General features: G+C 41.3%; 23 protein-coding genes. 8 read left to right on the top strand and 15 right to left on the bottom strand.

The genetic code is table 11. The features are described from left to right. The first annotated feature begins 289 nt into the window (after nt 1-289). Complete coding sequence (trhP, locus tag IHV77_RS07795) at nt 290-1,669, top strand: prephenate-dependent tRNA uridine(34) hydroxylase TrhP (RefSeq protein WP_194813255.1); 1,380 nt, start codon at nt 290-292, stop codon at nt 1,667-1,669. Nucleotides 1,670-1,842: 173 nt separating this feature from the next. Here the strand turns inward: trhP and IHV77_RS07790 are convergent, their stop codons facing one another. The 12 genes from IHV77_RS07790 to dprA all read right to left on the bottom strand — a co-directional run bounded on the left by IHV77_RS07790 (nt 1,843) and on the right by dprA (nt 12,383). Further along, on the bottom strand, nt 1,843-3,174 hold the full coding sequence (locus tag IHV77_RS07790) for an anaerobic C4-dicarboxylate transporter (protein WP_194811421.1): 1,332 nt from the start codon (nt 3,172-3,174) through the stop codon (nt 1,843-1,845). 203 nt (nt 3,175-3,377) lie between these two features. Next, nucleotides 3,378-3,608: an acyl carrier protein gene (gene acpP, locus IHV77_RS07785; RefSeq protein ID WP_005627318.1), complete on the bottom strand. Its 231-nt coding sequence runs from the start codon at nt 3,606-3,608 to the stop codon at nt 3,378-3,380. Between the two features lie 258 nt (nt 3,609-3,866). Next, a complete protein-coding gene (gene fabG, locus IHV77_RS07780) occupies nt 3,867-4,592 on the bottom strand; it encodes a 3-oxoacyl-ACP reductase FabG (protein WP_194811420.1) in 726 nt (241 codons plus the stop codon). Nucleotides 4,593-4,614: 22 nt separating this feature from the next. Beyond that, nucleotides 4,615-5,553, bottom strand: a complete 939-nt coding sequence (gene fabD, locus IHV77_RS07775) for an ACP S-malonyltransferase (protein WP_194811419.1) — start codon at nt 5,551-5,553, stop codon at nt 4,615-4,617. Between the two features lie 256 nt (nt 5,554-5,809). Further along, complete coding sequence (locus IHV77_RS07770) at nt 5,810-6,760, bottom strand: beta-ketoacyl-ACP synthase III (protein ID WP_194811418.1); 951 nt, start codon at nt 6,758-6,760, stop codon at nt 5,810-5,812. 19 nt (nt 6,761-6,779) lie between these two features. Beyond that, nucleotides 6,780-7,799 carry a phosphate acyltransferase PlsX gene (plsX, locus tag IHV77_RS07765; protein WP_194811417.1) on the bottom strand — a complete coding sequence of 340 codons (1,020 nt, stop codon included), beginning with the start codon at nt 7,797-7,799 and terminating at the stop codon, nt 6,780-6,782. A 21-nt stretch (nt 7,800-7,820) separates the two neighbouring features. Then, nucleotides 7,821-7,991, bottom strand: coding sequence for a 50S ribosomal protein L32 (gene rpmF / locus IHV77_RS07760; protein ID WP_005544470.1), 171 nt, complete (start codon nt 7,989-7,991; stop codon nt 7,821-7,823). A 22-nt stretch (nt 7,992-8,013) separates the two neighbouring features. Next, nucleotides 8,014-8,538 carry a 23S rRNA accumulation protein YceD gene (yceD, locus tag IHV77_RS07755; protein ID WP_194811416.1) on the bottom strand — a complete coding sequence of 175 codons (525 nt, stop codon included), beginning with the start codon at nt 8,536-8,538 and terminating at the stop codon, nt 8,014-8,016. A 242-nt stretch (nt 8,539-8,780) separates the two neighbouring features. Next, the gene (gene pfkA / locus IHV77_RS07750) at nt 8,781-9,746 is read right to left on the bottom strand and encodes a 6-phosphofructokinase (protein WP_194811415.1); all 966 of its coding nucleotides are present in this window, start codon (nt 9,744-9,746) and stop codon (nt 8,781-8,783) included. A gap of 120 nt (nt 9,747-9,866) precedes the next feature. After that, a complete protein-coding gene (locus IHV77_RS07745) occupies nt 9,867-10,448 on the bottom strand; it encodes a hypothetical protein (RefSeq protein ID WP_194811414.1) in 582 nt (193 codons plus the stop codon). Further along, complete coding sequence (yaaA, locus tag IHV77_RS07740) at nt 10,441-11,217, bottom strand: peroxide stress protein YaaA (protein WP_194811413.1); 777 nt, start codon at nt 11,215-11,217, stop codon at nt 10,441-10,443. Before yaaA ends, IHV77_RS07745 begins: the two co-directional genes overlap by 8 nt. A gap of 41 nt (nt 11,218-11,258) precedes the next feature. Next, nucleotides 11,259-12,383, bottom strand: a complete 1,125-nt coding sequence (dprA, locus tag IHV77_RS07735) for a DNA-processing protein DprA (RefSeq protein WP_194811412.1) — start codon at nt 12,381-12,383, stop codon at nt 11,259-11,261. Between the two features lie 768 nt (nt 12,384-13,151). On the opposite strand from dprA, the gene IHV77_RS11960 reads away from it, so the two are divergent. After that, nucleotides 13,152-13,277: a hypothetical protein gene (locus tag IHV77_RS11960; protein WP_269902538.1), complete on the top strand. Its 126-nt coding sequence runs from the start codon at nt 13,152-13,154 to the stop codon at nt 13,275-13,277. 122 nt (nt 13,278-13,399) lie between these two features. Continuing rightward, complete coding sequence (locus tag IHV77_RS12060) at nt 13,400-13,516, top strand: hypothetical protein (RefSeq protein WP_232842167.1); 117 nt, start codon at nt 13,400-13,402, stop codon at nt 13,514-13,516. Nucleotides 13,517-13,677: 161 nt separating this feature from the next. On the opposite strand, the gene IHV77_RS07725 is transcribed toward IHV77_RS12060, so the two are convergent. Next, nucleotides 13,678-13,932, bottom strand: coding sequence for a hypothetical protein (locus IHV77_RS07725; protein WP_194811411.1), 255 nt, complete (start codon nt 13,930-13,932; stop codon nt 13,678-13,680). A gap of 649 nt (nt 13,933-14,581) precedes the next feature. On the opposite strand from IHV77_RS07725, the gene leuA reads away from it, so the two are divergent. From leuA to IHV77_RS07700, 5 genes are all read left to right on the top strand, one after another. Further along, on the top strand, nt 14,582-16,129 hold the full coding sequence (gene leuA, locus IHV77_RS07720) for a 2-isopropylmalate synthase (RefSeq protein ID WP_194811410.1): 1,548 nt from the start codon (nt 14,582-14,584) through the stop codon (nt 16,127-16,129). 43 nt (nt 16,130-16,172) lie between these two features. Then, complete coding sequence (gene leuB / locus IHV77_RS07715) at nt 16,173-17,249, top strand: 3-isopropylmalate dehydrogenase (RefSeq protein ID WP_194811409.1); 1,077 nt, start codon at nt 16,173-16,175, stop codon at nt 17,247-17,249. A gap of 145 nt (nt 17,250-17,394) precedes the next feature. Then, nucleotides 17,395-18,804: a 3-isopropylmalate dehydratase large subunit gene (gene leuC / locus IHV77_RS07710; protein WP_194811408.1), complete on the top strand. Its 1,410-nt coding sequence runs from the start codon at nt 17,395-17,397 to the stop codon at nt 18,802-18,804. 10 nt (nt 18,805-18,814) lie between these two features. Next, the gene (gene leuD, locus IHV77_RS07705; RefSeq protein ID WP_194811407.1) at nt 18,815-19,417 is read left to right on the top strand and encodes a 3-isopropylmalate dehydratase small subunit; all 603 of its coding nucleotides are present in this window, start codon (nt 18,815-18,817) and stop codon (nt 19,415-19,417) included. A 320-nt stretch (nt 19,418-19,737) separates the two neighbouring features. Next, nucleotides 19,738-21,393, top strand: coding sequence for an LTA synthase family protein (locus IHV77_RS07700; RefSeq protein ID WP_194811406.1), 1,656 nt, complete (start codon nt 19,738-19,740; stop codon nt 21,391-21,393). A gap of 169 nt (nt 21,394-21,562) precedes the next feature. Here IHV77_RS07700 and galU read toward each other — a convergent pair whose 3' ends face one another. Beyond that, a complete protein-coding gene (gene galU, locus IHV77_RS07695) occupies nt 21,563-22,450 on the bottom strand; it encodes a UTP--glucose-1-phosphate uridylyltransferase GalU (RefSeq protein WP_194811405.1) in 888 nt (295 codons plus the stop codon). A 32-nt stretch (nt 22,451-22,482) separates the two neighbouring features. Further along, nucleotides 22,483-22,674 (bottom strand): carbon storage regulator CsrA, encoded by a 192-nt coding sequence (gene csrA / locus IHV77_RS07690; RefSeq protein ID WP_194811404.1) that lies wholly within the window; start codon nt 22,672-22,674, stop codon nt 22,483-22,485. Nucleotides 22,675-22,678: the final 4 nt, after the last annotated feature.

Here is a 22,678-nt window from a genome sequence, read left to right as displayed (position 1 = left end):
GTTTTCTTTCAGAGAGCAGCGTAGGGTGGCCGTTAGGCGAAGCCGTAACGCACCAATAGAGGGTTTAATGATGAAATGGTGCGTTACGCAAAGCTTAACGCCCCCTCCTCTATCCCAATCAATATTGGACAAAATTCTCTTTGTGCAACTGCTACATAATAATACAAAACAGCCAAAAATCTCACCGCACTTTTCCTTTACAAATGATGAAATCCGCCTACAATACGTAGCCCTTAACACCGCTTGCCTGTCGGCAAGCTCCTGACTTGAAATCAGACAAGAGAAAATGATGACAGCCCAATTTAAACCAGAATTACTTTCCCCTGCCGGATCTTTAAAAAATATGCGCTACGCTTTTGCCTATGGTGCAGATGCCGTTTATGCCGGTCAACCTCGTTATAGCCTGCGCGTACGTAATAATGAATTTAACCACGCCAATTTAAAAATCGGCATTGATGAAGCGCACGCACTCGGCAAAAAATTCTATGTTGTAGTGAATATTGCGCCGCACAATTCTAAGCTAAAAACCTTTATTAAAGATTTACAACCTGTAATTGATATGGGGCCGGATGCGCTTATTATGTCCGATCCAGGATTAATTATGTTGGTACGTGAACATTTTCCAAATATTGATATTCATCTTTCAGTACAATCCAATGCGGTAAACTGGGCAACGGTGAAATTTTGGAAACAAGTGGGTTTAACCCGCGTAATCCTATCCCGTGAGCTCTCTTTAGAAGAGATTGCCGAAATCCGCCGACAAGTACCTGATATCGAATTAGAGATCTTCGTTCACGGTGCATTATGTATGGCGTACTCCGGGCGTTGTCTGCTTTCCGGCTATATTAACAAACGTGACCCGAATCAAGGCACTTGTACCAATGCTTGCCGTTGGGAATATAAAATGGAAGAAGGCACAACGGACGAGGTGGGCAATATCGTACCGAAAGTCGATCTTTCACAACAAATTGAAGTAAAAAACGTTGCCCCGACATTAGGCGAAGGCAATACTACAGACAAAGTTTTCCTTTATACCGAATCACAAAAGCCGGATGAACAAATGACCGCATTTGAAGATGAACACGGGACTTACTTTATGAATTCAAAAGATCTCCGTGCCGTACAACACGTGGAAAAACTAACCGCACTTGGTGTACATTCTTTAAAAATCGAAGGCCGAACCAAATCTTTCTATTATTGCGCACGTACCGCTCAAGTATATCGTAAAGCTATTGATGATGCCGCTGCGGGTAAACCATTCGATGAAAGTTTGATGGATACCTTGGAATCACTGGCTCATCGCGGTTATACGGAAGGTTTTTTGCGCCGTCATACTCACGATGAATATCAAAACTACGAATATGGGTACTCCATCTCGGAGCGTCAACAATTTGTCGGTGAGTTTACCGGCAAACGAAATGAGCAAGGTATGGCGGAGGTCGCCGTAAAAAACAAATTCTTATTGGGAGATGAAGTGGAAATGATGACTCCACAAGGTAACATCAATTTCAAAATTGAGAAAATGTTAAATCGTAAAAACGAGAACCTAGAGGCAGCGTTAGGCGATGGACATTTTGTTTTCTTGGAGGTGCCTGAAGAGATTAATTTGGAGTATGCGCTCTTAATGCGGAATTTAGTGAACACAAATACCCGTAATCCTCACAATTAATTGTTAAAAAAATGTTGCATTTATTTTAAAAGTTACTATAATGCGTTTCATACCTGATTTGTTAATTCAACAACTCATAGTATGACTCCAAATATTTTTGCCCTTTCAGCTTTGAAAGGGCTTTTTTTATCCCTAAGAAAAGCACCTAAAAGGTGCTTTCCAGCCAAGAAGTTTTAACGAATAATTAATTCTGCCATCATTACACCAACCAAACAGGCAACAACTACACCGATTAATCCCGGGATCATAAAACTATGGTTAAAATAGTATTTTCCGATTTTGGTCGTGCCGGTTACATCAAAGTTCACCGTGGCAATATCGGACGGGTAGTTCGGAATAAAGAAATAGGCATAAGTTGCCGGCATTAAGCCGATTAATAACGGGGCCGGTAATCCTAAACCAATACCAACCGGAACCATCATTACAGCAGTCGCCGCTTGGCTATTAATCACAACCGAAACCGCAAATAAAGCGAATGCAAATGTCCAAGGATAGGATTCAACCATTGAAGTGACCGCCGCTTTAAATTCCGGCATTGCATATTGGAAATAAGTATCACTCATCCACGCAATCCCAAAAATAGCCAGCCCGGCAACCATACCTGATTTAAACACGACACCATTTGGTACGATTTGCGGATTCACTTTACACACCAATAAAATAATACCGCCAAAGCAAAGCATCACCATTTGAATCACAACGCCCATCGAAATTGGTTTTGCGCTACCAATCGTACGAATTTCAGGGATCATCGCAACAGAGACAATAAACACTAAAGATAAAAGGAACAAATAAACGGAATGCTTCGCAGCTTTTGGCAATTCATCATCAAGTAGTGTATTTGTCGTATTCAAAATACGTTCACGCCAAATCGGATCTTGTAAACGACGTTGATATTCAGGGTCATTCTCTAGCTCTTTACCGCGTTTTAAACTATAAAGCGACATCATAATCGTCCCCAACAAAGTAGCCGGCACGGTTACTGCCATAATTTGTAATAACGAGATATGCTCAAAGCCCGGTAATTTTACGATTGCACCGAGATAATAAACCAACACCGCAGAAACGGGACTCGCCGTTAATGCCAATTGAGAGGCAATAGAAGCTACCGCCATCGGGCGTTCCGGGCGAATTTTATTCTTTAAGGCAACATCGCCGATAATCGGCATAATAGAATAAACCGCATGCCCTGTGCCAAGCATAATGGTCATTGTATAGGTTACTAAAGGGCCTAAAAAAGTCACCCGTTTCGGATTACTCCGTAAAATGCGCTCTGCAATTTGCAGCATAAATTTAAGACCACCGGCTGCTTCTAATACCGATGCGCAAGTTACAACGGCAAGAATGATCAATATAACATCAACCGGCGGTTTACCTATCGGCATACGAAGCACAAACACCTCGATCGCCAAGCCAATACCAGATACGACAGCAAGCCCTACCCCACCAAATCGGCTTCCTAGGTAAAGCATCAATAATAAGAACAAAAATTCTAAATAAAGCATATAAATATTCCCAAAGAGTAAAAAAACTAAGGGAAATCATACTACTTTCGAAGTATAACGCTATAAGGAAATAAGTTTTTTTTAAATAATTTTACAAAAAAGTAATTTAGATCAATTTTTCAAAAAAAGAGAAAAGTGCGGTCGTTTTTGGAGAGGTTTTTAGACAAAAAATTAGGCGACTTTGAAAGCCGCCTAATTTGAAATTACTGGTTATTTTGCACGTAGTCAATCGCAGATTGAACAGTTGTGATTTTCTCAGCTTCTTCATCCGGAATTTCAATATCAAATTCTTCTTCTAAAGCCATCACCAACTCAACAGTGTCTAAAGAATCCGCACCTAAATCTTCAACAAAAGAAGCTTCAGATTTCACATCTTCTTCTTTAACACCTAATTGTTCAACGATGATTTTTTTTACGCGTTCTTCAATACTCATTTGTTTTTCCTATTGTTGTTTTAACTCATTTCTGAGTGGTTAGTGTATGAATTTCCGATAACCTTGCAACCATTTCCTGAGTGGTCGCACCACGAAAGGGCAAGCAAAAACACATACTAAGAAAATAGTTACATATCTTTGCATACGCTTAAGACGTAACCAAATTATGTTGCGGAGCAGATTTTAGCATTATCTAAAATCTTTGGCTATGATTTTATCAAGGAAAATCTGCCCGTCTAAATAGTGATTCCAAAGGAATCAGCTCATATATAAGCCACCGTTTACGTGCAATGTCGTGCCGGTAATATAAGCCGCATCATCAGATGCTAAAAAGGCCACCGCTTTCGCAATATCTTTCGCTTCTCCTAAACGCCCCGCCGGTACGTTAGAAAGGATTCCTGCTTTTTGCTCATCAGTCAGCACGTCCGTCATATCTGTTGCAATAAAACCCGGTGCAACCACATTTACCGTAATACCTCGTGCAGCTACTTCTTTTGCTAAAGATTTAGAAAAGCCGATTACGCCTGCTTTTGCCGCACAATAGTTGGTTTGTCCCGGATTACCGCTAGAGCCGACCACGGAACCAATAGTGATAATTCGTCCGCCTTTTTTCATCATTGGACGTAACACCGCCTTTGATAAGCGATAAACGGAGGTTAGATTGGTTTGCATAATATCAAACCAATCGCTTTCTTTCATTCGCATTAACAAGCCGTCACGGGTGATCCCTGCGTTATTGACCAAAATATCCACATCGCCAAAGTCAGCTTTAATTTGAGCTAACACGGCTTCAATAGAATCGCTTTCGGTTACGTTTAACACTAAACCCTTGCCTTTTTCTCCCAAATAAGCTGAAATCGCTTCCGCCCCTTTTTCAGAAGTCGCCGTGCCTATTACAAAAGTGCCTTTTGCAATCAATTCTTCCGCAATCGCACGGCCGATACCGCGCGTAGCTCCAGTTACTAAAGCAATTTTACCTTGCATTTTCCTCTCCTTTTTATGTTAGTTATGCTAATAATTCTTCTACGGCGTTAAGTGATGTAACATCGTTAATTGATGTAGCCTGTAAATCACTTACAATACGTTTGGTTAAACCGTTCAATACCTTACCAGGTCCGACTTCTACCAACACCTGCACGCCATCTTGCGCCATTTTTTCTACGGTTTCAGTCCAACGAACAGGGCTATAAAGCTGACGAACCAATGCCGTACGAATCGCAGCGCTTTCCGCTTCAACTTTAACATCCACATTGTTAATAACGGCTGTTGTTGGCGTATTGAACGCAATACTATCTAAGGTTACCGACAATTCATCGGCTGCCGGTTTCATTAACGCACAGTGAGAAGGCACACTCACCGCAAGCGGTAATGCACGTTTTGCCCCTGCTTCTTTACATAATGCCGCCGCACGTTCTACTGCCGCTTTAGCACCGGCGATCACTACTTGTCCCGGTGAGTTAAAATTCACCGCAGAAACCACTTCGCCTTCTTCCGCTTTTTTGCATGCTTCAATAATCGCCTCGTTATCTAAACCGATAATCGCATACATTGCTCCCGTACCTTCAGGCACTGCTTGTTGCATTAATTTACCGCGTAATTCCACCAATTTAATCGCATCTTGGAAATCCAATACACCGGCACATACCAAAGCGGAATATTCCCCCAAGCTATGCCCTGCCATTACTTCCGGTTTTAAATGTGGATATTTTTCTTGCCATACACGATAAATCGCCACAGAAGCGGCTAAAAGTGCCGGTTGGGTTTGCCAAGTTTTATTCAGTTCTTCCGTCGGGCCTTGTTGCACCAAATTCCATAAATCGTACCCAAGCACATCAGACGCTTGCTTAAAAGTTTCGGTAACCACCGAATATTCACCGGCAAGCTCCGCAAGCATACCGACAGTTTGAGAGCCTTGTCCCGGAAAGACCATTGCGAATTTTTTCATTGTATTTTCCTATTTGTTTTAGCTTTAAATTGAAATTTTGACAGTCAATTAAATCAGATTGAATTAAGTTTAGTAAGGTGAATTAGCTTTGCATAACGCACCATTTCATCATTAAACCTTATTAATTGGTACGTTATGGCTTCGCCTAACGACACCCTACATTTGTTCGAGCACTACATAGCAATACATTAAACACGAAAAGTGCGGTAAATTTGACCGCACTTTCTCAGATATGTCTCTCATTCTAACAAAATAATTAGAAACGAACTAACGCAGAACCCCAAGTCCAACCACCGCCAAATGCTTCTAATAGCAACAATTGACCTCGTTGAACACGTCCATCACGCACCGCTTCATCTAATGCTACCGGTACTGTTGCGGCACTTGTGTTTGCGTATTTATCTAAGGTTACCACAACCTGAGACATATCCATTTCAAGCTTTTTCGCCGTCGCCGTAATAATTCTTAAATTTGCTTGATGGGGGATAAGCCAATCCAAATCTTTTTTCTCAAGATTATTCGCCGCCAAAGTTTCTTCTACCACATTTGAAAGCTCACGAACTGCAAGTTTAAAAGTTTCGTTGCCCTGCATTTCGATATAACCTGATTTTTCAACACCTCGTTCAGGCTGAGGCAATACTAGTGTGTTGTGCTTATCTGCCGAGGCATGTAAATGAGTTGAGATGATCCCCTCTTGTTCACTCGCTTCTAAAATGACAGCGCCCGCGCCATCACCAAATAACACGACTGTGCTACGATCGGTTTCGTTTAATTTACGAGAATTAAGATCAGATCCAATCACTAAAGCTTTTTTTACTTTTCCGGTACGAATAAATTGATCCGCCACGCCTAAGGCATACACAAAACCGGTACAGGCTGCCGCTAAATCAAAGGAAATCGCGTCTTCAATCTCTAATAAACCTTGCACTTGGCAAGCAGCACTCGGATAAGCGTGCGAATGGCTTGTTGTTGCGACAAGAATGAGATCGATCTCTTGCGGGTTAATTTGTGCCGCATCAATCGCCTGTTTAGCCGCTTCAAAGCCCATGGTGGCGACAGTTTCATCCGCTGCGGCAATACGGCGTTCACGAATGCCCGAACGGGTTACGATCCATTCATCAGAGGTATCGACCATTTTTTCTAAATCCGCATTCGTACGGATATGGCTTGGTAAATAGCTACCGGTAGATAAAATTCTGCTGTTCATAATCAAATAAGTTAAATCATTAATAACGGGCTAAGCCCGCCAATATTTTTTCCGGAAGTTTATGGCGCGCTTGGAAAGCCGCATCTGCAATAGCCTGAGCAAAAGCATTAATATTTGCATTTCCATGGCTTTTCACCACCACGGCGGTTAAGCCGATAAGCGATGCACCATTGTATTCATCAGGATTAATACGTTTTAAGCGTTGATAAGTCGTTTTAAATAAATAACGCATAATCCAAGAGAAAAGTGGTTTTAAATAATATTGTTTCGATTGCCCTTTAAATAAAGACAATACATTTTTTGCCGCACCTTCTAACGTCTTTAAGGCAATATTGCCGGTGAAACCGTCGCTAACAATCACATCAGCTTCACCATTGAGTAAAACATCGCCCTCTATAAATCCGATATAATTAAGTGCGGTCGATTTTTCCAATAAATTTGCCGCCTCACGAAGAGATTGACGCCCTTTAATTTCTTCCACACCAATATTTAATAATCCAATGCGCGGATAGACTAAATTCAAACGGTATTCGGCAAAAATCGTTCCCATTATAGCAAATTGATAAAGATTTTCTGCACTACATTCAATATTTGCGCCAAGATCCAACATAACGGATTTTTCACCTTCAATCGTTGGAATAAGCGAAATTAAAGCAGGGCGAACAATACCTTTCAACGGTTGCAATAAAATCTTAGACAACCCCATCAACGCGCCGGTGTTCCCCGCACTCACACAGCCTTGAGCAATCCCCTGCTGAACGGCCTCCAATGCTAAACGCATCGAAGTTCCTTTACTATGGCGCAAAGCGTAAGAAATACCTTGATTATTATCAATAGCACGGGAGCAATGGTGAATTTGAATACGATCTAAAAGGGTTTGAGGACAATTCTCAAGCAGGGGGGCAATCTGTTGGCGATCACCAAACAGAATCAAAGAAAGCATCGGATCACTTTCTAACGCTAAAAAGGAGGCAGGGATAGTAATACGGGGACCAATGTCCCCGCCCATCACATCTAACGCCAAGGTTAGACGAGTCAAGTGAATACCTATAAGTAAAAATTACTTATTGATCACTTTACGACCACGGTAGTAACCGTCAGCAGTTACGTGATGGCGTAAATGGGTTTCACCACTTGCTTTATCCACTGATACTGCAGCAGTAGTTAATGCATCGTGTGAACGACGCATATCACGACGTGAACGAGATTTTTTGTTTTGTTGAACAGCCATCGGCTATACTCCTAAATTTAATTTACTTTTGCTTTAAATTAGCTAATACAGCGAACGGGCTCGGTTTTTTTGCCAATTCTTCCGGCAATTCGCCAAAAACCTGTTCCTGCGCGGACACTTCACAGTGTTCAGATGAATGCATTGGTACAAGCGGCAGAGCTAAAATTAACTCATCTTCCACCGTGCCAAGTAAATCTATTTCGCCAAATTCATTAAACTCAATCGGCTCATAAATTTCGGGCAATACATCAGCTTGATCCCAGTTGGACACCGGACTATAAATAAATTCACAGTCTAATGTTTGCTTGAACGGCTCGCTACAGCGTTGACATTCTAACTCGACTTCAACCTGCGCCTCACCTTTCATCACCACTAATTTTTGCGGATCAATATAAAACGATAATGTTACCTGTGCATCGCTGAGCACGTTCACCACCGATTCAGCTAAACGCTCAAGCTGATTTGCAGCATAATAGCCGACATAATCAAGCCGTCTTTGAGCATCTTTTACCGGATCAACGGTTAGGGGTAGTTTTACCTTTTGCATAGGGCGTGAATATTACCCGTTGTAAAGAAAATAGTCAAAGGGAAATCATATTTTTATGCAATAACGCTATGCAAATTTCTGTTTCAAACTTAACTTTTGCAAGAATTGCCTTTTTTCATTACTTTCCCGAAATCGTTTTCCGCATCAGGCTTCATCATATTATTCGGCGCACCTTTCAACTAGACTTTCCCTAGAAAGTAAAAATGCGGCTGAAAACAACCGCACTTTGTATTTACATCAAATTACTCTAAGCGTTTCGCCACTTCCAACCAATCGGCTTTAAATTCACGGCGCATATTATTAATCGCATCGATAATATCGTGATGAACAAGCTGTTCGTTTTGGATTCCTACACAGTAACCGCCTTTTCCTTGAAGAAGCAGATCAACGGCATAAGCCCCCATACGTGAAGCCAAAATACGGTCAAAGGCACAAGGCGAGCCGCCACGTTGAATATGACCTAATACGGTTGCGCGGGTTTCGTGCCCTACACGTGCTTCGATTTCTTTCGCCAATGAATGAACATCGGTGATAAGTTCGGTAATCGCAACAATCGCATGGCGTTTACCACGAATGATACTGCGTTCAATTTGTTGAATAAGTTCTTCACGGTTAAATTCCATTTCAGAGGCGACAATATATTCACAACCGCCTGCAATACCGGCAGAGATGGTTAAATCGCTACAATGACGCCCCATGATTTCTACAATGGAAATACGTTGGTGCGAACTTGAAGTATCACGTAAGCGGTCAATCGCATCCACAGCGGTTTGTAATGCCGTTTGATAACCGATGGTATAATCCGTTCCCGCCACATCATTATCAATGGTTCCCGGAATACCCACACAAGGGAAACCGTGTTCTTCCGTTAACAGTTTTGCCCCCATATAAGAACCGTCCCCACCGATAACCACAAGCGCATCAATGCCGTGAGAACGTAAAATTTCCGCACATTTTGCACGTACTGCCGGATCTTTAAACTCAGGGAAACGGGCGGAACCTAAGAATGTGCCGCCGCGGTTAATAATATCGGATACGCTATAGCGGTTTAATTGCTTGATATTGTTGTTATATAAACCTTGATAACCGTTATAGATACCAAACACATCCAAGCCTTCCGCAAGGGCTGCACGCACAACGCCACGAATTGCGGCATTCATTCCCGGCGCATCACCGCCGCTTGTTAAAACTGCAATTTTTTTAATCATATACAACCTACTTTGTATTAAATTTAAGAAATAAGAAATGCTGCTAAGATTACACTATTCATCGGTGTCGCTCTAGAGAAAAGTTGAGAAATTTATCCGCCTTTTGATCTAGATAAAATTTTATTCTGAATTTTGGCAACGCCACTGCCACACCATCTGATCCAATGTTTTCATTTCTTTGGCAATCAAATATTTTTGCAAATGTTGCAAGATTTTCTTTTCGTTTAAGCGTTGGTTATTTTTAACCTGTTGTGAATACTGAAATTGCACAAAGCCGCATCCGGAGATTTCTTTTCCAAGCATCACATTCACTTGCCACGAAGGATTACTTTCCGAAGGCGCATAAACCACATAACCGCGCAATCCTTCATCTTTCTTCGTTTGTGAATTTTTTATCGACATCAACTTAAATGTTTTTACGCCCGTATTTCGATATATGCGTTCACGTAAAATGATACGATCTTTAATGGAACGATGTTGTGCATTGCGATCAAGTAAAAGCTCAATTTGCGACTTCCATTTCGCTAAGGTATCGGGCTTGCTCACATAAACATAACGAGCCACCGTCCCCAAATCTTGCCCTGTTGTCAATCGATAAGTTTTATTTTGATGTTTAATTTTCGCCGGTACATCAAGTTGTGTTGGCTTGGTTGCACAAGCGGAAAGGAAAAGTGCGGTCAAAATAACAAAAATTTTATTCATTATGATCTCGTTTAAATACTAATTCTTTTTCAGTGGAAGAAACACTGTCAAACCAATAACCACCTAAATCAAAGTCTTTTAATTGTTCTATCAGAGTTAAACGGTTTCGGATAATATAGCGACACATTAACCCACGGGCTTTTTTCGCATAAAAACTCACGACTTTATATTTCCCGTTTTTATTATCTAAAAAAACCGGTTTCACAATTTGTGCTTTAAGTCGACTCTCTTTCACCGATTTATAATATTCATCGGAAGCAAGATTCACTAAAACATTATCCCCCTGTGAATCAAGGGATTGTTGCACCGATTGAGTGATCACATCGCCCCAAAATGCGTAAAGATCCTTGCCTTTGGCATTTACCAGTTTCGTCCCCATTTCTAAACGATAAGGCTGCATTAAATCAAGGGGTTGAAGCAAACCATATAAACCGGAGAGCATACGAAGATGGGATTGGGCAAAAAGAATATCCTCATCAGACAACGTATCCACGTCCAAACCGGTATAAACATCACCTTTAAAGGCAAAAATCGCAGGACGGGCATTTTTTTCATTATGCGTTTTTGTCCACTCGGCAAAACGTGCCGCATTTAAGCCCGCCAGTTTATCGCTAATCGACATTAAAGAAGCAATCTCTTGCGGAGAAAGCTGACGGCAAATTTCAATTAATTGTTCACTATAATCCGTTAAGTGCGGTTGAAAAACCGGGAGTTTTCTGACCGCACTTTCAAAATCTAAAGTTTTTGCGGGGGAAATAATCGCTAGCATAAATGCTCCTCAATAAAATCGCGCGCCATTCTAACATAATTCTACACACGTTTATAAAGACCGTTTTCGCTCAAAATCAAATCCTGTAATTCCAAATCCAACAGTTGCACCAGCAACACATCAACAGGCAAACCGAATTCCTGTGCCAAATCATCAATGCTAACCGGCGTATAACCTATTCGTGCGTAAAGTTTAGGGTGGCTTGGTGCTTCCACCAACCGGCGTGGATTCGGCGGCGGCGTATAATTTTCCGTTTCAATTTGATCAAAATCGATCTCAGTTTGACTATGAATGGAATGTTGATACAGCGTCTCCAAAACATCCTTCACATTCTCCACCAACATAGCCCCTTGTTTAATCAAGCGATGACAACCTTGACTAAATTCACTTTGAATACTTCCCGGTACAGCAAAAACTTCACGATTTTGCTCCAACGCATAACGTGCCGTGATAAGCGAACCGCTTTTTTCTGTGGCTTCAACCACTAAGGTTCCCACCGAAAGCCCGCTAATAATTCGATTTCGGCGTGGAAAATTTGCCGCGACAGGTGGTTGATGAGGCATAAATTCCGAAATTAACGCCCCATCATTACACAAAATTTGTTCCGCTAATGAGCGATGTTTCGCCGGATAAATTTCCTCAAGCCCACTCCCCAACACCGCAATAGTTTGCCCTTTAATATCCACCACCGCCTTATGGCAATAGCCATCAATCCCAAGCGCCAGCCCACTTGTAATGGTAAAGCCTGCCAGTGACAATTCCGTTGCAAAATATTTCGCCCAATATTCACCGTAAGCCGTGCAATAGCGACTGCCCACCATTGCCATTTGCCGCTGAGAAATCGCCGTAAGATTCCCTTTCACAAACAATAAAGGGGGAAAACTCGCAATTTGCTTTAACAAAAAAGGGTAAAAAGGCGAAAAATAATTCACCAAATGATTTCCTTCTTCTTCAACCCACGCCAACACGGGATCAATAAATTTTCTTTCCGGTTTAAACCAACGGCGAATTTGAATCGCCCCCCAACCCATTTGTTCAAAGGCTGCTTTATCGTAATTCAACAATTCATTTAACGTCACATTCGATAAAATTTTATCAATCGCCACCCCACCAAGCCTTGGCACTTGCATTAAACGAAGCAAAGTTTCATTAATATTATCGACCATCTCTTTTTCTCTCTTAATTAAAAATAGAAATCAAGATTATGTCGCAAAGCATAAAATACGCGAGTTTTTCACCGCACTTTTGCGAGCGGGATCGCAAAAATCAGCAATACGTATAACACATATACCAATCATATTTCAGAGTTCTTTGTGGTTCGTCGCAACCTCCACACCGCATTCCAACTCAATTTTCAACCAACCTTTCACCACCAACCGAAAACGCATTTTTTTTCATCATTTTTCCAAAAAAAATTTTTTAAAATCAATATTTAATAGCTTGACACAATCGTTTTGTTTTTTTGACTATAATGGATAAAAAATGATTGAAATTTAAGGAAGTATAGAAAAGGCTCTTGCCCTTGGTTACAAACCTATCTATGACTCGAGAGGTTTTTCTAACGAATATGTTTATAAAAATGAAAAGGGAGAAATATGGATTGTAATAAGTGCGGAAAGATTAGCTTATCAACTTGGTATTCCAATCAATGAACTTAAAAAGCACGGATATAATTTAAACGATTTTTATGAATTTAGATATTATCTCTTCAAGACCCCCTAAGAATAGCATCAAGAAGGGAAATGATTGATATTTTTTGGAGATCTACCATCATTTGACCCAGAAGGATTAATTTATCTTTCTGACGGAATGTATATGACACCGGAAGGAGATATTGTTGAAAGATAATTATATTAAAAGGATATGAAAACTATTTAAACAACTTAAATTAATGAGATAAAAACCTAGAAAACTAACTTACCGAGGAAGCCCAAATGAAACTACACAAACTTTTCACCGCACTTTTTGCCACTAGCCTTTCCCTTTCTGTGTTTGCCACCGATATTGGTGAACTTACCCGAAAGCCGAGCTTGGGGATATTCACGCACAAGCAGAGTTAGCGAATTTTTATCAAAATAAGCAAGACTATGCAAACACGTTTAGATGGGCAAAAAAACTGGCTGAACAAGGAGTCGCTCAAGCTCAATTTAATCTTGGCTTGATGTACGCCAACGGACAAGGCGTGAAACAAGACGACACGCAAGCCGTTTACTGGTATCAAAAAGCCGCTGAACAAGGAGTCGCTGACGCTCAAGTTAATCTTGGCTTGATGTATGAGAAAGAAAGCAGATTGGATTGATTTATTAGTCATTTCTCATTTCGACCAAGACCATATTTCAGGATTGCCCGATTTATTGCTATGAAAAACCATCTGCCGATCCGAATTAGGTAAACGTTCAAACAAAAAGCAAGCCTAAGAAGATAAAAAGAAAACCCTATGTGATGACATAGGGTTCTTTTTTATTGATTGGTTTGAGCCGGCATTGGTACTTCAAAGGTTTTGCCTTCTATTTGCTCTTTTGCCGCTTTATTCAATTGTTCTAAAATCGCTCCCTTGTTTTTATTGATTGCCTCAACAATCTTTGCGGTTTGCTCGGGGGTTGCAGGGATATATTGCGGGTTTTGAGAATTCACTTGGGAAGATTGTGGCGTTGTACTCAAACAGGCTGTCAGCCCTAATCCCAAAATACTCACCAACATAAACTTTTTCATCATAATCTTTCCTTAATAAATTAAATTGAGGGGAAACATTATATGCAATAATTTAGGCTTTCTTAAATAAGAAATATAGTACAAAGGTAAATTAGTCCTAAAGAACCAACTATTTTTCATGCTCTTATAAATCTATAAAAGACAGATAAAAAATGCGCATAAACCCTTCAATTAAGATTAACACTCTAAAAAATAACAAAATAACAGATAAATAATCCAAATAACATTTAATCAAAACGCATATTCAGGAATAAAATACTAAAAAAGTGTTTGACAGCCTTTTATTTATTCGTAATATAGCCAACGTTTACACCGAATTTTAATAGGATTTTTATGTTTTTTTCTATTTCTTTATCCCTCAACCTGCTGCTCACACATTCTTTGTGCGGCTAGGTTGTGGATGAAAAACAAGCATTATATGTAAATCCTCCTTTTTAACCGCACTTCTTGAAAGTGCGGTTTTTTTTATTAAAAAATGCGGAGTTGTGTAATTGCTGCAAAAATGAATTGTAGGGTGGGCAAATTTTTGCCCACCGTTTCAAAGAGAATTTCAATGGTGGGCAAAAATTTGCCCACCCTACTTCTCACTTTGTGCAACTGCTACCTAATACCGATTTTTTAGCAGAATATTGAGAACATCAAGGACATTGTTATGACAGATCGCGTAATTATTTTCGACACCACCTTGCGTGACGGCGAACAAGCATTAAAAGCCAGTCTGACCGTGAAAGAAAAATTGCAAATTGCATTAGCATTAGAGCGTTTGGGCGTGGATGTAATGGAAGTGGGATTTCCCGTTTCTTCCCAAGGGGATTTTGAATCTGTCCAAACTATCGCACGCCATATCAAAAATTCACGCGTTGCCGCATTATCCCGTGCGGTGGAGAAAGATATTGATGCGGCTTACGAAGCTTTAAAAGTAGCGGAAGCCTTTCGTATTCATACCTTTATTGCAAGCTCCGCATTACACGTGGAAGCCAAATTAAAACGCACTTTTGATGATGTGGTCGAAATGGCGGTGGCGGCGGTAAAACGTGCGCGCAATTACACCGATGACGTCGAATTTTCTTGTGAAGATGCCGGTCGAACAGGCATTGATAACATCTGCCGCATTGTGGAAGCCGCAATCAATGCCGGTGCAACCACGGTGAATATTCCTGACACTGTCGGTTATTGCCTACCAACGGAATACGGCAACATTATCGCACAGGTGCGTAACCGCGTGCCGAATATCGACAAAGCCATCATTTCCGTGCATTGCCATAATGATTTAGGAGTGGCGACGGCAAATTCTTTAACCGCAGTACAAAACGGCGCACGCCAAATTGAATGTACCATTAACGGTATCGGCGAGCGTGCAGGTAATACGGCGTTAGAAGAAGTAGTGATGGCAATCAAAACCCGCCAAGAATTGTTCGGCGTGGATACAAGAATTAACACCCAAGAAATTCACCGTGTCAGTCAAATGGTAAGTCAACTTTGCAATATGCCGATTCAACCGAATAAGGCTATCGTCGGTTCGAATGCTTTCGCTCATTCTTCCGGTATTCACCAAGACGGTATGTTGAAAAACAAAAATACCTACGAAATTATGTCGCCGGAAACCATCGGCTTGAAAAAAGAAAAATTAAACTTAACCGCTCGCTCCGGTCGTGCCGCGGTGAAAGGTCATATGAACGATATGGGCTACACCGAACAAGATTATGATTTGGATAAATTGTACGATGCCTTCTTAAAATTGGCGGATAAGAAAGGGCAAGTATTTGATTATGATTTGGAAGCCTTGGCATTTATTGATATGCAACAAGGTGATGAAGATCGTTTAGTGCTTGATAAACTCTCCGCCCATTCCACCAAAGAATATCCTGCAACGGCATTCGTTCAGTTAGAATTAGACGGTGAAAAATTAAGCACTTCATCTATCGGTGGCAACGGCCCTGTGGATGCGGTTTACAATGCGATTTTGAATTTAACCGGTCTTGAAATCAAAATGTCTCACTATAACTTAACCGCCAAAGGCGAAGGTGCGGAAGCACTCGGCCAAGTGGATATTGTGGTAGAACACGAAGGACGTAAATTCCATGGGGTGGGGTTAGCGACAGATATTGTGGAATCATCCGCCTTAGCCTTGGTGCATGCCATTAATGCCATTTATCGTGCCCATAAAGTGGCGGATATTAAGAGTAATAAAAGCCATTAAAATTAACCGCACTTTTTAAATAAAAACAAATAGGAAAATAAACATGAAATCATACAATATCGCAGTCTTATCGGGAGACGGTATCGGTCCGGAAGTGATGGCGGAAGCGATCAAAGTCTTAAACAAAGTCCAAGAAAAATTTGGCTTCAAGTTACATTTCAACGAATTTTATGTGGGCGGTGCTGCAATCGACAACTGTGGAAGCCCGTTGCCACCGGAGACCTTAAAGGGTTGTGAAGAAGCGGATGCTATTTTATTCGGCTCGGTTGGCGGCCCGAAATGGACGGATCTTCCACCGGATCAACAGCCCGAACGCGGTGCATTATTGCCATTGCGTAAACATTTCAAATTATTCTGCAATCTTCGTCCGGCAACCCTTTACAAAGGTTTGGAAAAATTCTGTCCATTGCGTGCTGACATCGCTGCAAAAGGTTTCGATATGGTAGTAGTACGTGAACTCACCGGCGGTATTTATTTTGGTCAGCCAAAAGGCCGTGAGGGCGAAGGCGCGCAGACTAAAGCTTTCGATACGGAAATCTATTACAAATACGAAATCGAACGCATTGCCCGTGCCGCATTTGATGCGGCGATGAAACGCCGTAAGCACGTAACTTCCGTCGATAAAGCCAATGTATTGCAAAGCTCTATTTTATGGCGTGAAACCGTGGCGAAAATTGCCAAAGAATACCCGGAAGTAACGGTTGAAAATATGTATATCGACAACGCCACGATGCAATTAATCAAAGCACCGGAATCTTTCGATGTATTACTCTGCTCTAACATTTTCGGCGATATTATTTCTGATGAAGCGGCGATGATTACCGGCTCAATGGGAATGCTGCCTTCAGCAAGTTTAAATGAAGAAGGTTTTGGTTTATACGAGCCTGCCGGTGGTTCTGCACCGGATATTGCAGGCAAAGGCATCGCTAACCCAATCGCACAAATTCTTTCCGCAGCGATGATGTTGCGTTACAGTTTTAACTTAAACGAAGCGGCAGATGCGATTGAAAATGCGGTACAAAACGTGCTTTCCTCCGGTCATCGTACCGGTGATTTGGCAGATGATTCTACTCCGGTATCTACTGCTGAAATGGGTACATTGATTGCAGAGGCGATTTAATAGATTTCGCCAGTTGAGCAAACATACTTTTAATAAAGTGCGATAAAATTTTTAGATTTTTGACCGCACTTTAACCCCAAAGGGGGGAACAATGATTAATCCAGTATGAAATCCTAGGCATAAAAAAACTAACCGAGATTTACTCATGAAAAAAACACTCTACCAAAAACTTTTTGACTCACACGTCGTCTATGAAGCCGAAGGCGAAACACCGATTCTTTATATTAACCGCCACTTGATCCACGAAGTCACCTCACCACAGGCTTTTGACGGCTTACGGGTGGCAGGACGTCAGGTACGTCAAATCGGTAAAACTTTCGGCACGATGGATCACAGTATTTCAACCCAAGTACGTGATGTAAATAAATTGCAAGGTCAAGCGAAAATTCAAGTATTGGAACTTGAGAAAAACACCAAAGCAACCGGCATCCGATTATTTGATATGAATACCAAAGAGCAAGGGATCGTGCATGTAATGGGACCGGAGCAAGGTTTAACACTACCGGGAATGACCATTGTTTGCGGCGATTCACATACCGCAACCCACGGTGCATTCGGTGCGCTAGCCTTTGGTATCGGCACCTCTGAAGTAGAACACGTTTTAGCTACTCAAACTTTAAAACAAACACGTGCGAAAAGTATGAAGATCGAAGTACGTGGCAAAGTTGCACCGGGAATTACGGCAAAAGACATTATCCTTGCCATTATCGGTAAAACGACTATGGCAGGCGGAACGGGGCATGTTGTCGAATTTTGCGGCGAAGCGATTCGTGATCTCTCCATGGAAGGACGTATGACCGTTTGTAATATGGCGATTGAAATGGGAGCGAAAGCAGGTTTGATCGCACCGGATGAAACGACTTTTGCTTACTTAAAAGATCGTCCGTATGCGCCAAAAGGTAAAGACTGGGATGAGGCGGTTGAATATTGGAAAACCTTGAAATCTGATGATGACGCCCAATTCGATACGGTCGTTACCCTTGAAGCAAAAGAGATTGCTCCGCAAGTTACTTGGGGGACAAATCCGGGTCAAGTTATCGCAATTACTCAAAAAGTGCCGAATCCTGTAGAAATGGCAGATCCGGTACAACGTGCTTCCGCAGAAAAAGCCTTGCATTATATCGGCTTAGAACCGAACGCAGATCTAAAAAATATTGCCGTTGATCAAGTGTTTATCGGTTCTTGCACAAATTCACGCATTGAAGATTTACGCGCGGCGGCGGCCGTGATGAAAGGTCGTAAAAAAGCCGACAATGTAAAACGGATTTTAGTCGTACCGGGCTCGGGCTTAGTGAAAGAGCAAGCTGAAAAAGAGGGATTAGATAAAATCTTTATTGAAGCCGGTGCCGAATGGCGCAATCCGGGCTGCTCAATGTGTTTAGGTATGAATGACGACCGTCTGGGCGAATGGGAGCGTTGTGCCTCTACTTCTAACCGAAACTTTGAAGGTCGCCAAGGTCGCAACGGACGTACTCACTTAGTCAGCCCCGCTATGGCAGCGGCGGCAGCGATGTACGGAAAATTTGTTGATATTCGTGATATTACATTAAATTAAGGAGCAAAAAATGGCAGGATTTAAACAACTTTCAGGCTTAGTAGTGCCATTGGATGCAGCAAATGTGGACACCGATGCAATTATTCCAAAACAATTTTTGCAAGCCATTACACGTGTGGGCTTCGGTAAGCATTTATTCCACGAATGGCGCTATTTAGATGCGGAAGGGACAAAACCAAATCCCGAATTTGTACTGAATTTTCCACAATATCAGGGCGCAACCATTCTACTTGCACGTAAAAATTTAGGGTGCGGTTCCTCCCGCGAACACGCGCCTTGGGCGTTAGCGGATTATGGTTTTAAAGTGATGATCGCACCAAGTTTCGCCGATATTTTCTACAACAACAGCTTAAACAACCATATGCTGCCGATTCGTTTAACGGAAGAGGAAGTGGAAGAAATCTTTCAATGGGTGTGGACAAACGAAGGCAAACCGATTCACGTAGATTTAGAAGCGATGACAGTAACCGTAGGGGAAAAAATCTACCGTTTTGAATTGGATGAATTTCGCCGTCACTGTTTATTGGAAGGTTTGGATAATATCGGCTTAACGTTGCAACACGAAGACAAAATTGCCGAATTTGAGCAAAATATTCCGGCGTTTCTTCGTTAATTTTCCATTAATCACAATCAAAGTGCGGTCAAAAAACCTTTCGTTTTTTTGAACGTTGGCATAGTCACTGTAGGGAGCGTTAGGCTTGTCGTAACGCCCCAAATTGGGATTTAATGGTGCGTTACGTAAAGCCCACGCACCTTATCCGAATTAAATATCGGATATAAAATTCTTTATGCAAACCGCTACATAATAATGGCTTTTTTGACCGCACTTTCTTTATCTTGTCAGTTTCTCGCATACTATTTGACAGGTTCTCTCCTTCCCCCTATTATCTTCCGCGCAAATTTATAATTAATCACATTTCCAGGAACAGCACAATGATTGCTTATACCTTTTTATCTTTATTTACCATTGCCGCGATAATTTTTATCATCAACTCCCACTACCGTTGGACATATCTTTTTGCGATTTCACTGTTTGCTTTTTTCTTTGGCGGAATGCTCACTCTTTCCGGACAATGGCAACGTGCATTAAATTTTGCCTCTGTACTTTTTGTCGCTTTAATGTTATTTCATCGCTTAAAAATCCATTATTACAAACAACCTCTGCTCATTTCAGATTTTTTTCTTGTCATTGATTGGCGAAACTGGGAAACCCTTATACACTATAAGGGAGCATTAGGCGGTGTAATCGGCTTGCTCGCCTTATTGGGTTATGCCGTTTTGGGTTGGTCGGATGTCGCCTCTCTTGGCACATGGACGCATTTATTCGGTGCAATCCTCTTTATCGGTAGTTTTGGCCTAATGTGGCACTATTCTAAAAACCCCAACGCATTACAAGTTTGGCTTGATTCATTACCGGATGATGGTCGTGATGTCTTTTTAAATCTTCCAATGTCCTGTCGCGGTATTTTCTTTAAAGTACCTCAATTTCAAGGCAATGCTGAAAATTTCTCTGCAAAACTGACCGCACTTCCAGTCGAACAAATAGCAGCACCACAAAACAAACCGGATATTGTGGTTACGTTATTAGAATCTACGCTAAATCCGCATCAATTTGCTTTCACACAGCAGAATATTCCACCGTTGCCAATGTTTGAACGTCAAAAGGATACGGTGTTTATGTCGCCATTACGGGTACATACTTTTGCCGGGGCGACTTGGAAATCCGAATTTGCGTTCCTTGCAGGGGTCCCTTCTACCGATTTCGGCGCATTAGCCAGCGGTGTGTTCTATTCCGTTGTGCCGCATTTGCAATCCGGTTTAATCAAAAACCTACGTGCACAGGGGTATTTCTGCGTGGCACTTTCACCTTTTACCAAAGGCAATTACAACGCGAAATCCGCCTACGATCACTTTGGCTTTGACTTAATGTTACAACCGCAAGATTTAGGCTATCCGGCTCCACTGAGTAAAAACCTATGGACAATTAGCAGTGAAGAAATGATGGCATATACTAAAATGATTTTAGAAAAACGCCACCCGACATTAGAAAAAGTGAACCAACCGATGTTCGTCTATGTTTTAACCATGCGTGAACACGGACCTTACAGCCTTAATATGGAAAACATCTATAACCTTGAAATGCCGAATCTTGGAGAAAAAAGCATTTCTTCATTGAATGATTATACTCAACGCATTGTAGCGCTTAATGAAGCGATTGAGGGAATGAATCATTATTTACATCAGCGCGGCAAACCTTTTGTATTCGGTTATTTTGGTGATCACCAGGTCGCGTTTGACAATACTATTCCTACTAAAAAAGGGGAATTTCCTTTTCCTGATTATATAACCCAATTTGTCGTAAGAAGTAATTACACAACGCCCTTTAAACAAAAACAGGATTTCTTGGATCTTGCTTTCGCCGGAGGGTTATTATTGGATATTGCAGGTCTTAACGCAAAAGATGATTTTATGAAAGCGAATAAAGCAATGCGCCAATTCAGCGAGGGGAAATTAGAAGATTACGAAGATCATCAATTTGTGAACGATTACCGCTGCTATCTCTATCAAACATTAAAAATCGCACAGTAATATAAGCTTAAGCAACACCCATATTACTTTGCCGTTACCTATGCTTTTGAATGCAAACAAGGGTAGTGTTCACGACAAAAAAAGAACGATTGATTTGTATTTTCCTGAATCCCTCGGATATATAATCCGGCTTTTGGAAGGCAAATCAACCGCTCTTTTTCCAATTCATCTATAATGTTTTGGCGAGATTTTTAATAAATGCCTTAAAATCTTTCCCTAATTTTTCGTGGCGGATACCATACTCAACAAAAGCTTCCATATAGCCGATTTTATCACCACAATCGAAAGACTCGCCAGTCATATGAAAGGCTTCTACGGTTTCTTTTTCAATCAACATATCAATTGCATCCGTTAATTGAATTTCATCGCCTACGCCAACCGGTGTTTTTTCTAACAAATCCCAAATTGCGGCAGAAAATACATAACGCCCGACCACTGCAAGATTAGAGGGGGCTTTATCTACTGCCGGTTTTTCAACGATACTTTCAATTTTCGCACTTTCACCGCCGTTTAATTCCACTCCGGCACAGTCCGCCACGCCGTAACTACTCACATCTTCTTTCGCAACAGGCGCAACCATAATTTGACTGGCTTGTGTTTCGTGAAAACGTTTGATCATCGCTGATAAATTTTCTTTTTTCTGATCAGCACTAAAATCAGCCAGTAAAACATCAGGTAAAACCACAACAAAAGGTTCGTTACCCACAACAGGACGACCACATAATACAGCGTGTCCCAAACCTTTGGCATGGCCTTGACGAACATGTATTAACGTCACATCTTTAGGACAAATCGACCGCACTTCTTCCAAAAGTTGGCGTTTAACCCGTTTCTCCAGCATTGTTTCAAGTTCAAAGGACGTATCAAAGTGATTTTCTATCGCATTCTTTGAAGAATGAGTAACAAGTACAATTTCCCTAATTCCTGCCGCAACACATTCATTGACGACATATTGGATTAAAGGCTTATCCACCAGAGTGAGCATCTCTTTTGGAATTGCTTTTGTAGCGGGCAACATACGCGTACCTAAACCCGCAACAGGAATAATTGCTTTCATATTTTAAATACCATTAATTTAAGTTTAACAAATCAAGCGATATCACTTGAAGATTCATCTTGTAACTGTCTAATTCGTTGATAGATTTCTTCTCGATGAACAGAGACATCTTTGGGTGCTTTCACACCCAATTTGACTTGGTTTCCTCGTACACTCAAAACCGTGATAGAAATATCATCACCAAGAAGTACGGTTTCGCCGGCTTTACGCGTCAAGATTAACATTTTT

Origin of the sequence: Rodentibacter haemolyticus (genome assembly GCF_015356115.1) — a bacterium.
GTDB classification, from domain to species: Bacteria; Pseudomonadota; Gammaproteobacteria; order Enterobacterales; family Pasteurellaceae; genus Rodentibacter; species Rodentibacter haemolyticus.
The sequence above is the reverse complement of the archived record's forward strand: the minus strand, read 5'-3'. Positions and strand labels throughout refer to the sequence as shown.